The sequence below is a fragment of the Nitratiruptor sp. YY08-10 genome, from assembly GCF_016629565.1.
Taxonomy (GTDB): domain Bacteria; phylum Campylobacterota; class Campylobacteria; order Campylobacterales; family Nitratiruptoraceae; genus Nitratiruptor.
The window spans coordinates 648,544-664,733 of the sequence record NZ_AP023057.1 but is presented as its reverse complement, the minus strand read 5'-3'; the positions used below and the strand labels follow the sequence as shown (position 1 = coordinate 664,733).

General features: G+C 37.5%; 13 protein-coding genes. All 13 read right to left on the bottom strand.

The window, feature by feature from the left end:
• Positions 1–10: 10 nt before the first annotated feature.
• Entirely contained in the window at positions 11–658 is a 648-nt protein-coding gene (locus JG735_RS03655; RefSeq protein WP_201335475.1) for an OmpA family protein, read from the bottom strand.
• 372 nt (positions 659–1,030) lie between these two features.
• On the bottom strand, positions 1,031–1,597 hold the full coding sequence (efp, locus tag JG735_RS03650) for an elongation factor P (RefSeq protein WP_201335474.1): 567 nt from the start codon (positions 1,595–1,597) through the stop codon (positions 1,031–1,033).
• A 27-nt stretch (positions 1,598–1,624) separates the two neighbouring features.
• On the bottom strand, positions 1,625–1,825 hold the full coding sequence (locus JG735_RS03645) for a DUF2905 domain-containing protein (protein WP_201335473.1): 201 nt from the start codon (positions 1,823–1,825) through the stop codon (positions 1,625–1,627).
• Entirely contained in the window at positions 1,825–3,528 is a 1,704-nt protein-coding gene (locus JG735_RS09850) for an efflux RND transporter permease subunit (RefSeq protein WP_201335472.1), read from the bottom strand. The genes JG735_RS03645 and JG735_RS09850 overlap by 1 nt, the downstream gene beginning before the upstream one ends.
• On the bottom strand, positions 3,525–5,150 hold the full coding sequence (locus JG735_RS09845) for an efflux RND transporter permease subunit (protein ID WP_201335471.1): 1,626 nt from the start codon (positions 5,148–5,150) through the stop codon (positions 3,525–3,527). The genes JG735_RS09850 and JG735_RS09845 overlap by 4 nt, the downstream gene beginning before the upstream one ends.
• A gap of 9 nt (positions 5,151–5,159) precedes the next feature.
• Positions 5,160–5,948, bottom strand: coding sequence for an efflux RND transporter periplasmic adaptor subunit (locus JG735_RS03630; protein WP_201335470.1), 789 nt, complete (start codon positions 5,946–5,948; stop codon positions 5,160–5,162).
• Positions 5,945–7,363: a TolC family protein gene (locus JG735_RS03625; RefSeq protein WP_201335469.1), complete on the bottom strand. Its 1,419-nt coding sequence runs from the start codon at positions 7,361–7,363 to the stop codon at positions 5,945–5,947. The genes JG735_RS03630 and JG735_RS03625 overlap by 4 nt, the downstream gene beginning before the upstream one ends.
• 93 nt (positions 7,364–7,456) lie before the next feature.
• Positions 7,457–9,046 carry a phosphoglycerate dehydrogenase gene (serA, locus tag JG735_RS03620; protein ID WP_201335468.1) on the bottom strand — a complete coding sequence of 530 codons (1,590 nt, stop codon included), beginning with the start codon at positions 9,044–9,046 and terminating at the stop codon, positions 7,457–7,459.
• Between the two features lie 8 nt (positions 9,047–9,054).
• Positions 9,055–10,731 carry a 30S ribosomal protein S1 gene (locus JG735_RS03615; RefSeq protein WP_201335467.1) on the bottom strand — a complete coding sequence of 559 codons (1,677 nt, stop codon included), beginning with the start codon at positions 10,729–10,731 and terminating at the stop codon, positions 9,055–9,057.
• 31 nt (positions 10,732–10,762) lie between these two features.
• Positions 10,763–11,590 (bottom strand): 4-hydroxy-3-methylbut-2-enyl diphosphate reductase, encoded by an 828-nt coding sequence (locus JG735_RS03610; RefSeq protein WP_201335466.1) that lies wholly within the window; start codon positions 11,588–11,590, stop codon positions 10,763–10,765.
• Positions 11,580–12,881 carry a 3-phosphoshikimate 1-carboxyvinyltransferase gene (gene aroA / locus JG735_RS03605; RefSeq protein ID WP_201335465.1) on the bottom strand — a complete coding sequence of 434 codons (1,302 nt, stop codon included), beginning with the start codon at positions 12,879–12,881 and terminating at the stop codon, positions 11,580–11,582. Before aroA ends, JG735_RS03610 begins: the two co-directional genes overlap by 11 nt.
• Positions 12,878–15,208 carry a phenylalanine--tRNA ligase subunit beta gene (gene pheT / locus JG735_RS03600; RefSeq protein ID WP_201335464.1) on the bottom strand — a complete coding sequence of 777 codons (2,331 nt, stop codon included), beginning with the start codon at positions 15,206–15,208 and terminating at the stop codon, positions 12,878–12,880. The genes aroA and pheT overlap by 4 nt, the downstream gene beginning before the upstream one ends.
• On the bottom strand, positions 15,205–16,185 hold the full coding sequence (gene pheS, locus JG735_RS03595; protein WP_201335463.1) for a phenylalanine--tRNA ligase subunit alpha: 981 nt from the start codon (positions 16,183–16,185) through the stop codon (positions 15,205–15,207). The genes pheT and pheS overlap by 4 nt, the downstream gene beginning before the upstream one ends.
• Between the last annotated feature and the right edge of the window lie 5 nt (positions 16,186–16,190).

Genomic DNA, 16,190 nt, shown 5'->3' with positions numbered 1-16,190 from the left:
TCGAGTAAGTTTATTGTTCTACTAATTCTACACGTCTGTTTTTCGCTCGTCCTATTTCTGTTTGATTCGTAGCAACAGGACATAAAGGTCCAACACCATAAGATCGTATTCGTTTAGGATCTATATGGTATTTTTCAATCAATCTATTTCGAACGGCATCGGCTCTTCTTTGAGATAGTTTCATATTATAAGTAAATTTTCCTTGATTATCGGTATGACCGACAATATATATTTTAATTTTTGGATGAGTACGCAAAAAGGTAGCAATCTCTTTCATTGTAGGCTCAGACTCTGGCTTAATGACCGCTTTATCAAAATCAAAATATATTCCATATATTGGTATATGTCCTTGTGCTTGTAGCCTATTGAAAATCGACTTCGCCGTCACAAGCCCATGTTGCATGGAAGATTTTTCCACAACACCAATCGCTATACAACCTTTTCGCCCATTATAACCTTCACCAACATACACACTGATATAGACACTGCCATCTTTGTTTTTGGCAGCAATATAAAAATGACCTCTCTCACTCTCCCCAAGATCTCGTAAATCCGGATATCCTTTATCAAATCCGGCTTTTGTCCTTGTAAAATTTCGCACTTGTTTCGTTTGAAGATTGGCAATGATTTTATATCCGCCATTGGATAATGCTTCCAAATAATTCCTGTATATTTCATAGGGTGTTCGCCGTGATGGGTAGAGATATTTAATTCTCGTTACTTTTCCATCCACACGTTTTATTTGACATTTTTGAATATTATGTTATTTGACATTTTTGAATATTATGAAGCAACTTTGAAGAACCACAATGTAAAACTGGAAATTGATCAAATTTTTTCTCTTCATAGTATTTCATTTGAGAACCAGGAAATCTAGAAATCAAAGGATGATCTTTGCCCGGTTCCTTTGCCAATAACCAAACTGATACAAATAGTAAGGATATGAAGATATAAAAATTGAAGTATCGTGATAGCATAGTGCCTCCTTTTTCGAAGCTAAATCTATACTATCACAAATATGTTAAAAGTTTTATTTTACTTTTTCGAGATATTTCCCTTCGACTGTATCGACTTTGATCACATCACCAGTTAGGATATGAAAAGGAACTTGCACCACTGCACCTGTTTCAAGGGTTGCAGGCTTTCTACCACCAGTAGCCGTATCACCTTTGAAAGCAGGTGCTGTTTCAGTCACTTCTAGTTCTACAACTGGTGGGATTTCGACAGAGATCGCTTTGCCGTTATGAAAAAGTATATCGACAGTCATTCCATCTTTCATATATTTGATATTGTCATCGCCCACTTGTTCGTGTGTCAATGTAATCTGATCATACGTTGTCGTATCCATAAAATGCATATTTTCACCGTCATCATACAGATACTGCATCGTTTTTTGCTCAAGATCAGGTTTCTCTGCTTTGTCACCTGCGTGGAATGTTTTCTCCAAAACACGTCCGTCAATCAAAGATTTGATTTTCGTTCGAACGTACGCTGCACCTTTTCCAGGTTTTACATGCTGATATTCAACGATTCTATATGGTACACCACCCAGTTCTATCCGTAGGCCCTTTTTCAGGTCATTCATACTATATGCCATAACTGCTCCTAAAATGTTTTTGCAATTTTATCGAAAAAATCTTGAAAAGATATATAAAAGTACTGAAAGTATGATACTCAAAACTATCGAAGTTGTTATAGGAAAATAGAAAGTGAATCCATCTTTCTTGATATAGATATCACCGGGCAGACGCCCGATAAAGTGGATAAAAAGTCCAATTATTACTAAAAAGATACCCAAAAAAACGAGTATCTTACCAAAATCCACTACTTAAACTCCTCTTCGCTTTTCGTATGTTCATCTGTAAAATCCATCGCTTTGGCATTATCCATCAAAACAGGAATAAAGATGAGTGATACAATCACAGCCGCGACAGTACCACCAATCAATGCAACTCCAAGCCCTCCAAAAATTGGATCACTCGCAAGAAGAGCAGAACCCAAAATGATAGCGATTGCCGTAAGCATAATCGGTCGTGCCCTTGTAGCAGTAGCTATCGCAATCGATCTTCTTTTTGGGATATGCTTTTCGATCATCAATGCTTTTGCAAAATCAATAAGCAATATGGAGTTTCGTGAACTGATCCCCATAAGGGCGATAAAACCGATCATTGAGGTAGCTGTCAGAAAGAATGTATCGGCAGTTACAAGATCTGCGACCCAGTGCCCAACTATTACACCAATGATGGAGAGAAAACTTCCCGCCATTACAATATTGGAAAGTGTATAACTTTTGTAGTAAACAACGATCAAAAGGTAGATCAAAATAAGTGCAGCAATAAACGCAAGACCCAAATCTCTAAAGGTATCAAGCGTAACTTTCATCTCCCCATCCCATTTGAGATCGTATGCTGCACCTGTTTTTTTATTGATTAAGCGAAGATTAAAAAGATAATCAGTTTTTTCTATTTTATAGTCTTTACTGAACTCTTTCATGATTTTTTCTCGTGCATCGAGCAGTGGATAAACTTGTGAAACAAGATCGGTTTCCGCAATCACATTGGTATATCTTCGAAGATTCTTGTGCATGATTTTTGGCTCATTCGTCGCTGGAACGAGATCGACCACTTCAAGAAGTGGCACAAGCATCCCCTTTTGGTTCATAAGCTGGAATGAAGCAAGTTTCTTTTTCACAGACTCCAACGTTTTATCGTCAAACCGTCTTGTCTCATCAGAGAGTCTCAAAAAGAGCTCTATTTGTGAAGGGTAATCTTCACTGTTTTTTACTCCAACTCCCATTCCCTCAAAAGCAAGATAGAGTATCTTTTGTACCTGTTCAACTGCCAAACCGCTCTTTTGTATCTTATCGATATTTGGTTTGAGCAGATATTTTCGAAAAAGTTCATCTTCCATAATATCTACATCGACAAGACCAGGAGTTTTTTTGAAAATAGAAGCTACTTTTTTTGCTATTGCTCTTCGCTCTTCGTTGTTTTGTCCATAAATTTCTGCTACAACTGCAGCCAAGGTTGGAGGACCTGCAGGCTGTTCGATCATTTTGATTGAAGTGCCTTGTACCAAAGGTTCACATTTCTTTTGGATGATCGGTCGCAACCTATGCACCATATTGTAGCTTCGCTCTTCTCGCTCGTGTTTATCGGTAAGATTGACAACAATTTCTGCTACATTTTCACTGTTTTTGAATGCACTCCCTTTGACAAGTCCTGCATAATCAAGCGGCGCACCCATACCAAGATAGCTTTCTATGTCAGTGACCTCTTTCTCTTTTTTCAAAACATCCAGTACACACTCGTTGACTTTTTTTGTCTCTTCTATAGAACTTCCTGTTGGCAAATCAAGATAGACACTGAAAGTATTGGCACTCTTTCCAGGTAGCATCTTTACCCACACAACTTTTGTAGGTATCATCATCACTGAAGCAACCAGTGATGCAAGGATCAGAGTAATCACCAATGCTTTTTTCGGTTTGCTATCAAGAATCTTATATATGAACTTTTCAAATTTTTTCACGATTTGCCTCCATCTATATCACATTCACTTGGTAACTTTTCATGTTTTTGGAAATGGTGATGGTGATGATGCATATGGGGTTTTTTCAAAAGCTTCTTCGCTAAATATGGTGTAAAAATATAGGCTATCAACAGTGAAGCCAAAAGGGCTACAGGCACATTATAAGGTATTGGCTTCATAAATTCACCCATCATACCACCAACAAATGCCATTGGCACCATTGTTAGAATGATAGCAACAGTTGCAACATTGGTAGGTGCACCAATCTCATCAGTCGCTTCGACCAATATCGTATCCATATCTTTATGAACAGCATCGTGTTCATGAAGGTGTCTATGTATATTTTCGATAACGATAATTGCCGCATCCACCAAAAGACCAAGAGAAAGCAAAAAGGCAAAGAGCGTTATCCGGTTGATTGTCTGACCTGTAATATATGCTACAAAGAGAGTCAAAGCCAAAATGGCCGGTACTGTAAAAGTAACGATGAGGGCCTCTTTGAATCCCAAGAAAAATACGAGCATAACCGCTATGATAGCGATCGTAATGAGCAGGTGATCAACGAGTTCATTTACAGCATCATTTGCTCTTTTTCCATAGTTTCTTGTCAATAAATATCCTATGCCTTTCTTTTCAAGATAAGGCTTCAGGTCATTGATAAGCGCCAATACATCGTTTGCAACAAAAACGGCATTTGTCCCTTTGAGTTTACTCACTTCAAGGGTGTACTGAGGTTTCGTATCAAGTTTTTTTGTCCAAATTTGGGCCTGTTTGAAATCTTGGATGTTTATCCCGTCTTCAACTTTTGCTATATCTTTCACATAGATAGGTGAGCCCATGTAGTTAGCCACCATAATGTTTTTGACATCTTCAACACTCTCTATCGCATTTGGTACACCAAAAATAACGATTTTACTGTTCTTTGTTCTGTTTTTTACTTCAGGAACCTCTTTGGCAACTGAACTGATCGCTTGCATGATTTGGCCAAGTGAGAGGTGGTATCCAGAGAGCTTTCCTAAATCCACCAAAATATTGAATTGGCGTTTATGGGCACCTTTGAGATTTGTTTTGGAGACATCTTTGACACCGTTTACGCGATATTTGATATCTCGAATAATTTTATAAAACTCTCCATTGCTCAAATTTGGATTTTTCTTGTAAAAAGCAAAAGTAAGTATAGGAATATCGATATCGATATCAAACGGTTTCACTAAAGGCTGCATCGCATTTTTAGGAAGCATATCCATGTTTTGCATTACTTTGTCATACAGTTTCAAATTGGAAATTTCTCTATTTTGTCCAATATAGTATTGCACATTAACAATACCTACATTTTCCATCGCAATTCCGTAGATATGCTCCACCCCTTTGATCTCTCGAATCTTCTCTTCCAAAGGTTTGACAATAACATTTTCTATCTCTTTAGGTGTAGCACCAGGCATAGGTACGATGATAGTACCGCCACTGATCGCTATTTGAGGATCCTCTTCACGTGGCATCACTTCAAGTGAAAGATAGCCTATTGCCAAAATAAAAATTGCCAACAAAGCAGTTAAAGGGTTGTGTAAAAAGGTAAGAGCTAGTTTTCCGGCTATATCTTTTGGTTTATATGCACATTTCATCATGCACCTCTATTTCCAAATAAGTTTTGCATACATACCGGGAATGAGCTTTGCACCCTTTTTGTCAAAAGAGACTTTTATTTTGAATTTATGTGTCATAGGATTTGCAGCTGGGATAATAGCACTCACCTTTCCTACTGTTTCAAATCCTACTGATGGCACTTCAACAGTTACTTTTTGCCCAATGTGGATGTTTTTTAGATTGCTTTCACTAATTTCAGCTTCAATTTTAAGATTGTCAAGTGTCGTAAGAACCATACCAGGATATCCGGGAACCGTCAACTGACCCTCTTTTACCATTTTTTGTATGATAACGCCATCATTTGGTGCTTTGATTTTGAGATATTCATATTGATGCAATACTTCTGCTAGTTTCGCTTTTGCTTGAGCAAGTTGCTTTTTTGCTATCTCCACCATATTTTTTGTATTCTTATACATCAACTCCATCTGTTCAAGTTCAAACTTGGAAACCATCCCTTTTTTATAGAGTTTTTGATGTCTCATATAGTTGACTTTTGCAAACTCATACATGTTTTCATTCATAGCAATTGCAAGTCTTGCCTGGGAAATCATCAACTCTACTTGAGATTTGGCAAGATCGATCTCTTTTGAATCGATCTTATAAAGAATTTGTCCTTTCTTGACCCAATCCCCTTCACTCACATAGACCTTTTCCACATATCCCATAAAACGGGTCCCTATCATTTTCGTATCATCGCTTTTCACATATCCGGAAAGTTCCAGACCTTTTGCCAAGAGTGCAATACTCATCAAGCAAAACAGTATTATTTTCTTCATCGAGTCTCCTTATCGAGTAGGCTTTCTAGTTCAAGTACTTTTTCATTTCGAAGTGTTTTTGTTTTCAGCAGTTTCAACAATGCTTTAATCTCTTGAGAGTGCTTAATCAAAACATCGGTGATATTGGAAAGACCGACTTTATATCGCTCCACATACATCTCATAGATTTTTTTCGAAAGCTCAAATTCTTTGCTTTGCGCCTTGATATCAAAATCCTTACTAACCACTTCCGTTTTGATCTGATTGATTTTCAAAGCCAGTCCTCGTTTGGCTAAAATCTCTTGCTCATTCATCTTCATATATTGTAATTTCGCTTTTTGCACTTCATCAGAAGTTTTTCCGCCGCTAAAAAGATTCCATTTAAGCTGTGCCCCGATTGTATAAGCATCTTTGTCAAAAAAATCGTTAAACGGTTTGTCATCACTGCTTCCATACTCTCCAAAAGCTCCGATCATTGGATAAAAATCGCTTTTTTGTAGTTTGATGTTCATTTGTGTGATTTTTTTACCCAGTCGAACTCTTTTTATATCGACGGTTTTTTCAACAAGTTTTTGTGTAGACTCTTTCGGTAATGGTAAAACTTCTTGAACATGCTGAATACTTCCCACATCTTCGTTGAGCAAAAATGAGAGGTATTGATATGCTAAATCACGATTGAGTTTTGCCTGATTGAGATAACTGAGAACTTCCGCTTTCTTTGCTTCAACTTCCAAAACATCAGTCTCTTTTGCATACCCTACCTGTTTGAAAGTTTTGATAATATTTTCAAGCTTGTCCATATTCGATTTTAACACTTCAAGATTTTTTATGTAGTTTTCTACAAGAGTAATATCTGAAAATGTCTTTTTCGTCTGAAAAATCATCTCATTGATAACTTTTTTCGCTTCCAGATGCTTCATCTTCTCCATCGATTTGGAAATCTTCTCATACATACTGAGTTTGAAACCGGTAAAAAGAGGAACTTGGTACTGGAGTTTTGTCTGAAAATGGTTCCGGGCTTCAGGATAATTAAGATCATGTGGCGCAGTACTTAATAATTGGTTCTGCATTTTGGGATTTGTCATATATGCTTTAAATGTATCAAAATCTGGAGAATTTTGTAGAACATATGAAACACCGCCTAAAAAATCCTTAAAACCAAAATCTCTGAATGTAGCTTCTCTACTTTGGAGTTTAAATCCAAAAACGTTCCCTGCGTCATTACTTCGAAGGGCGTTGAAAATAAGATTAAGTGAGCCATAATTGTAGCTTTTGGCAATTTTTGTATCAAAAGCTGCCATTCTCTCTTGTAATTTGGCAATTTTGATATTACTGTTATTTTTTTTCAATATTTTTAAAGCCTCATTGAGTGAGAGGTTTTCAATCTTAGCAAACGCCATTACCCATAAGAGCAGCGTCAATAAAACAATGCGCATTACACCCTCCATTAATCAGTTAAAGTGATAGTTGAGATTATATATAGTTATAACTTAGTAAGAGATTAATGGAGCAGACTTATCTGCTCCACATTAGAGAATAGCGTAAGAAACGGAGATACAAGCTTTTAAATTTGCCAATTCTTTGAGGACCTCTTTGCTTACATCGTCATCGACAATAATCACCGCAAGTGCATGCCCGTGATTGTCTCTACCTAGTCGAAAATCAGCAATGTTGATATTGTGTTTAGCCAATATCATCCCTACTTCGCCAATGACACCTGGGACATCGGTATTTTTGAAAAGAATCATCTTTCCTTTTGGCTCAACATCCAAAGCAAAGTTATTGATATCAACAATGCGTTGAACACTCTCTTCAAAAATGGTTCCGCTGATTTCAATAATATCTTTATCCGTTGTCAGTTTCACGGTGATTTTATTTTTATAACCACTCACTTCAGGGCTCTTTTTACTTAAAATATCAATTCCTCGCTCTTTTGCAACAAACTCTGCATTCACATAGTTGATCGACTCACCAAGTGACTCTTTCAAGACTCCTACAACTGCAAACGTTATCAATGATTTGAGATATTCTGCAATCTCACCTTCAGCAATCACTTTTATCGACTTATATGCACCTTTGTTGACTTGTGCTGCCAAAAAGCCCATTTTCTGCGTCAATTCAAGATATGGCTTGACAAATGGAGGCATCTCGTCTTCTTTTATAGGAAGATTGAGTGCATTTGGATAGCTGATTCCTCTTGCTGCTTCAAGGGCTTGTGAAGCGGCACCTTCGGCAATTTTTTCTTGGGATTCTTCTGTGTTTGCCCCAAGATGCGGAGTAACAGTCACATTGTCAAGCTCTAATAACTTGTTGTCCGCTGCCGGCTCTTTGGCAAAAACATCTATTCCTGCAAATTTTATTTTGCCACTTTTTAGACCTTCGTAAAGAGCATCTTCATTGTATAACCCGCCTCTAGCACAGTTGATCAAAACAACACCATCTTTCATCTTCGCGATCTCTTCTCGATCGATCATATTGATCGTTTCTTTTGTTTTTGGCGTATGAATAGTGATAATGTCACATTTGAGAATTTCATCAAAATCGGTTGTATATTTTACACCCAAATTGGTCGCTTTTTCTGGTGAGATGTAAGGGTCATATGTAACTACGTCCATCTCAAATGCAAGGGCTCTTTTTCCTACTCGGCTTCCAATATTTCCAAAACCGATAATCCCTAGTTTTTTGCCCTTAAGTTCATTTCCTATCCAGGCTTCTCTTTTCCAAATTCTTTCAAGCTTTAGTTGATTGTGTGCATAGGGAAACGCTCTCATACATGCCAGCATATGTGCAAAAGTCAGCTCAACTGCTGCAATGGTATTGGCAGTTGGTACGTTCATAACGATAATACCACGCCGACTGCACTCCTCCATATCAACATTGTCAACACCGACACCGGCTCGTACAATTGCTTTGAGTTTTTTCGCATGTTCCAATAATTCTTTATCTACAGGCGTGGAACTTCTTGTGATGATCACATCCGCATCAGCAATCTCTTTATACAGTGGTTCACCTTTTGGCACATCTGCAGCATTGACATAAATAATATCTTGTTCTTTTGAAAGAATCTCTTCAGCTTTTTTATGAAGATGGTCACAAACGACAATCTTTTTCTTTTCCATTATCACCCTTACTTTTCAAGTTTTTCTTTGATAATTTCACCAAGCGTAGTTTTTTCATCACTATTGATTTTTTTCAAATCCTCTTTCTCTTTCATTTTCTGAAGTCTTCTGACTGAAAGTCGCAAGCGATTGTTTTTTGTATCAAGATGAGAAATAACTGCTTCAATCTCGTCGCCTGGCTGTATCTCCTCTTTTTTCAATGGATAAAGATCCTCATTGCGGATTAAACCGTCCACATTCTCATCCAACGCAACAAATACTCCAAACTCTTTGATATCTTTGACTGTTCCTTTTACAATATCCCCTACTTTATGCTCTTTTGCAAATTTTTCAAGAGGGCTCTCCAACAAAGATTTTCTATCAAGAGAGATTTTCTCGTTATCTTTGTCTATTTTGGCAATTTTTACTTCAACTTTGTCACCAACATTGAAAAGTTCTTTTGCTTTCTGACCTTTTTCCCAGCTGATATCTTGATTGTGCAAAAGTCCTTCTACACTGCCTATACGCACAAATGCACCAAAATCGGTCAATGAAGTGACTTCACCTTCAACTATATCGCCCTCTTTATAATTGGATAGAAACTCTTCAAAAGGCTTCGGTAAAAGGTTTTTCAAAGATACACGGAGTTTTCTATTTTCTGTATCAATCTCTATAACTTCAACATCCAATTGCTGACCCTCTTGGACATACTCTTTTGGATGTTTCGGCCTTTTATCCCAGCTCATTTCAGAGATATGAAGGAGTCCTTCTATATCATTGCCAAGATCCACAAATGCACCATATGGCTCAATATTGCTGATCGTCACATTGATTACATCACCCGGTTCAAGCTCACCTTGGATCTCTTCCCAAGGATCTGGTTGCGTTGCCTTGATGGACAAAAGCAATCTTCGTTTCTCTTTATTAAAATCGATGGCTTTAACGTTGACTTTATCACCCTCTTGAAAGTATTTTGCAGGATTGACAGGACCTTTATAGCTAATCTCATTATAATGAACGAGACCTTCCACTTGTGGAGCCACTTCTACAAACATTCCATAATTAGTAATCTTTTTAACGGTTCCTTCTACAATTGTCCCTTCGTTCAAAAGCTGGTTGATAATCTCTTCTCTTTTTTTGAAAATATCTTGTAAATAGGATTTTCGAGATATGACGATAGAGTCGCTTTCTGGATCGATTTTAATAACTTTTGCAGTAACTTTTCTTCCAATTTCTGGTTTATTTTTAAAAAAGCTTTGTGAATTTGGCAAAAAGAACTGGACACCTTCTTCATTTTCTACAATATAACCTCCTCTATTTTTCCCTTTAATAACACCTTCAACAATGAGGCCATCGAAATCATCTTTATGTTGTTCAATAAACGCTTTCACTTTCTCTTTTGCTAAAGCTTTTCTATGGGAAATTACCGGTCGCTCATTTCTATGTCCAGAAACCATTACTTTGATCGTATCGCCAGGTTGATATTTGAGATTGCCCTCTTCATCGCTAATCTCTTTTATATTGAGAATACCCTCTTGCTTTTCACCCACATCCACAAGTACACGCTCATTATCTTGTATTTCGACAATGACTCCATCAATGATTTTTGATTCATTTCGCTGATTTTCATGCTCTTCTAGCATCTTTGCAAAATCTTCGTTTGCATTCTCGCTGTTTTGCGTATTCATCTGAACCTCTTTTTCCATCTTTGCTTTTTCCTTGACTAAATTTTGTGTATTATACTTGAAATTTCTTTATATTTTCTATAACTTCTTCTATTATCCAGTTCGGTGTGGAGGCACCGGCTGTGATACCACACACTTTTTTCCCTTTAAACCAATCCTTTTGGAGTTCCTTTGCATTCTCTACTAAATAGCTGTCTGGACAGTTTTCTTGACATATCTTATAAAGCTGTTTTGTATTGGAAGAGTTCTTACCGCCAATAATAATCATCACATCCGCTTCTTTGCTCAATTCTCTTGCGGCGTCCTGGTTTTCAAAGGTTGCATTACATATGGTATTAAAAACTCGTACCTCTTTTTTATGTTCCATTAAATAATTGACAATTTTTTGATACTCTTCGAATTTCCTCGTGGTCTGGGCAACGGTTGCCACTTTTTCTTTTAAGGGTTTACCCTTTAACTCTTCGACACTGAGAACTACTATTGGATCTTTCGCATAACTCATAACACCCTTTATTTCAGGGTGGTTAATATCACCAAATATAACGATACTGTACCCTTCTTCGCTCATTTTCGCAACAATTTCTTGAGGCTTCGTTACAAAAGGACAAGTGGCATCGATCACTTCAACATTTTTATCTCTGAGTTGAGCCAATTTATCTTTCGGGATCCCATGCGTTCGAATAACAACTCTGCTGTTTTCCTCAATCTCCTCAATCTCTTCCACCAACCCCACATTATATTTTTCTTTAAGCCTGTCTATTTCGTTTTTGTTGTGGATAAGCGGACCAAAAGTGACACTGTTTGGACTCTCTTCTGCTATTTTGATTGCCCGTTTTACTCCAAAACAAAATCCATAGCTTTTTGCTAGTCTAATTTCCACGCTCTACCTTTGCAATGTGAGATAAAAGATCCAAAAAGTTAGGAAATGAGGTCTGAATACACTCAATATCATGCACTTCCATGCCACTAACAAGCCCTGCTATCAAAAAACTCATAGCAATCCTATGATCACCACAGCTATCAATCACAGCTGCATGAAGTTTTCCTCCTGTGATCTCATACCCATCTTCCAATTCTTGTACTTCTATGCCACATTTTTTGAGATTTTCTACAACACACGTAATCCGATCGCTCTCTTTTACTCTCAGTTCTTTAGCATTGCGAACAATACTTTTTCCATCAGCCACTGCCATAGCGATGGCAAGAGCCGGCAATTCATCAATAAGCCAGGGGATGTTTTCAGACACTTCGACACCGTGTAGAGTATCATGAGTAACAATAATGTCACCAATTGGTTCATATTTGTTCTCTTTTTCCAAAAAGACAACGTCGGCACCCATTTTTTGCAAAATTTTAAATGCCTCTATGCGGGTAGGATTGAGTGTAATATTTTCAAGAATCACCTTGCTTCCTGGAACGATTGCCGCTGCAACTGCAAAGAAAAAGGCACTTGAAGGATCTGCTGGAATACGGATTTTCAAAGGCTCCAAAGGTTTTTGCAATGGAGTGACATCGACTCTGTATCTGCCATGACTCCAATATGTCTGGATCTTTGCCCCCATCCCTTTGAGCATACGCTCAGTATGATCACGACTGAGTTCTGGCTCACTTATTGAACACTCTCCCTTTGCTCGAAGAGCTGCTAAAATAAGGGCACTTTTGACTTGAGCTGAAGCTATAGGGCTTTCATAATCAAAAGGCTCTAATGCGATATTTCCTCGCAACGCTAATGGAGCTTTATTTCCATTTTCTCGACCATCTATTTTGGCCCCAATGGATCGAAGAGGATTGGCAACACGTGCCATAGGACGCTCACGCAGATACTTGTCTCCTGTCAATACAAAAAAACCGTCGACTCCGGCTAGCAAACCACAAAATAGACGCATACCTGTTCCACTGTTCCCACAGTCAAGCACATCCCTTGGCTCTTGGATCTGCTTAGGAGGCCGTATCACAATTTTTTGACCGTCATCTTCCACTTCAGCACCAAGGGCTTGAATGATTTTGAGCGTATTGAGTGTATCTTCTGCTCGTAAAAAATTTTCAATAAAAGAAGGCTCATTGCTTAAAAGTGAAAACATCGCACTTCTGTGAGATATTGATTTGTCTGGAGCAATATCTGAAATACTCAATTCAAAAGAGGAGGCTTTTTTAACTTTCATATAACTCATCGTAGCGTCGCTCCAAGTTCTTCTTGTAAAATCTGTAAAATGTTTTCCAAAATTTTAGAAATCTCCTCTTCTGTCAACGTCTTTTCAAAAGACTGAATGGAAAATCGTATAGTCACACTTTTTTTGTCTCCTAACGATTTATCCTCATAGATATCCACAGGATAGAAATTTCGAACCTCCTGTGGTAGATTCTTTTCTAATACTTTCTTGATATTTTCATACGGTAATGATCGATCTACTACAATACTTAAATCTTTCAGTGAACGTTGGTAAATGGAATAAGGTTTTGCTTTTGGATAGCTCATGGAAAGTTTGTCAAAATCGATTTGTGCAATATATGTAGTCGGAATATCAAGCTCTTTTTGAACTTCAAGATGCAGTTTATATGCCTGCCCTACACATTCATTGTTTTTTATAATTTTTGCCACTTGATATGGGTGAATAAGTTTATGTCTTACATCTCCTTCACACACATCAAAATCACCTATGATTGCTGAAAGTTCATTGAGAAAAGCAGGAAAATCAACCATTGGAGCTTTTCCGTGATTCACAACGCTTTCAGGCTCTTTTTGACCACTGAAAACCAAGACAAATTCTTCGTGTTCTTCCCTTGTTTGATCAAAAATAGTTCCTATCTCAAAAAGTTTCACTCTTTTGTAACCATTTTTGATATTGTTTTGCAATTGCCCCAAGAGATTTGGTACAAGTGAAGTTCTTAATGTATTCATCTCGTTTGTAATGGGATTGATCAGATCAAAATTTTTCTGTACTGTTACAAATCCATACGCTTCCAACTCTTCTTTGTTGGCAAAAATATAACTAATAGTCTCAATATAACCTTGAGCAACTGCTCTTTCGCGTAAGCTCTTCTTTGCTTTATATTTTTGATAGGCTTTTGTAATTCTGTTTTGTTCTACAAAATATAAAGGCTGTGAAGTGATTCTATCTATTCCATAGATTCGAACTATCTCTTCAGCAATATCTTGGATATTCGCAATATCATGACGAAAAATAGGTGGCTTGACTATCAGTGAGTCTTCTGAAACCGAAATGATCTCAAATCCTAAATTTTTCAAAATATCGACGATTTTGTTCTTTTCGATCTCTTGCCCAATGATTTGATTCAACTGTTCAAAAGGGATTTTCAAAGCTTCTTTTACGATCTCTTTCTCAGCTTCATGTCTTCCTGCATAAAACTGAGGGTTTTCATAATACTCATTGATGCATTTTTTTGCATACTCCAAACCTATACCGAGTCTAGGATCACTGCCTCTTGAGCTTCTGTAATAAACCCAATCCGACTTTATTGGATGTTCATACATCTTTTTTGATATTGAATCAGGATCAATAAAACTTGTCTCCAAAATATACGTAGAATCATTTTGAGCAGGCTTCGCTTCATCAAACTGAATCACACCGATGATACTTCCCTTTTTCATGCCATACACAGCATCGTACCCGTTTTCATCTTGTCGGATACGGATAGTATAGCCATCGCTATCCGTAAAAAAATGTAAACCGTATAACCGTGTAATGACACCTGTTGCATGTGTAATATAAAACCCAAGCGTATCGGCAAAATTGTCAAAAATCTCACCTGCCAAAGCGGAACGATATCGAATAAGCAAAGGATTTTTTTGCGTTTCAAGAGTAAAAGCCTTATAGGCCACATTCGATTCAATATCACTTTCTGGTTGAAACTGTGCTATACGCCCAATACCTATTTGCATTTGATCCGGTTTTTGATAATTGACCTCTTTGATTGATCTGCCAAGAACGACACTCAATTCTCTTGCAATCCCAAGAATACTGAGACAATCTCCTCGATTGGCGGTTAACTCAATTTCAATGATTTCATCATTTAAAAGAGGGTATTCTCGAAGCTCCTTTCCAATTTCCAATGTACCAATGGAATGATCAAAAATCATAATACCTTCTTCAAATTTTGGCAAACCAAGTTCGCTTGCAGAACAGATCATTCCAAAACTTTCAACACCTCTCAATTTCGCCGGCTTGATATGAAAGTCATCAGGTAATACCGCATCAATTTTCGCTACAGCAACATATTCGGCATGAACTACATTTTTCGCGCCACAAACTATTTGCAGTTTTTCATTACCCACATCTACTTCACAAAGATTGAGTTTGTCAGCATTGGGATGTTTTTGACATGAAACAACTTTTCCTACTACAACATTTTGGGGAATCTCAATTTTTTTATATTCCGCAACTTCCAAACCAATGCTGTTAAAAATAGAAATCAGATCCTGTGTAGAAACATCTTTGATATCGATCCACTCCTGCAACCACTCTCTTGTAACTATCATCGAAACTGCTCCAATAAACGTAAATCGCCTTCAAAAAGACTTCTAAGATCACCTATACGATGTATAAGCATCGCAAATCGCTCCACACCGAGTCCAAACGCATATCCGCTCACATTTTCATAGCCCACCGCTTTAAATACATTTGGATCTACCATCCCACATCCTAAGACTTCCAACCATCCCGTATGCGAGCAGACACGGCATCCCTCTCCCTCACAAAAAATACAGCTTATATCCACTTCTGCACTAGGCTCTGTAAAGGGAAAGAAACTAGGACGAAATCGAATGTTGACTTCGCCAAACATATAACGTAAAAAATCTTCTAAAATAAATTTTAAATTGGCAAAACTGACTCTACTCTCTTCATCAACAACCAAGCCTTCGACCTGATGAAACATAGGTGTATGGGTCAAATCAAAATCTCTACGAAAAACAGATCCCGGACTAATCATACGAATCGGAGGTTTTTGCACCTGCATAGTTCGAATCTGAACAGGCGAAGTGTGGGTTCGCAAAAGTTTTCCATCGGCGAAATAGAACGTATCTTGCATATCACGTGCCGGATGATATTTTGGAAGATTGAGTGCTTCGAAATTGTAAAAATCTTCCTCTACAAGAGGTCCTGTTTCTACTGCATAGTTCAATGAAACAAAATAGTCAATAATTTGATCAAGTGTATATTGTACTGGATGAAGCGCTCCTTTTTGACCTCTTGGCGCATACAACGATACATCGATTTTCTCTTTTTCCAGCTCTTCTTCAATTGCCTTTGCTAAAAGATCATCTTTTTTGGACTGCAATGCCTGAAAGAGAAAATTTTTCGCTTCATTCAAGGTTTTGGCAACCTTTGGTTTCTCCTCTTTTGAGAGGGTTTTAAGTTTTTCAAACTCTTTGGCAAAATAGCCTTTTTTACCAAAAAGCTCTACTCTCAACTCCTCAAGCTCATCCAAAGAGAGGGTTTTTTCAATTCTATCCAACCAAT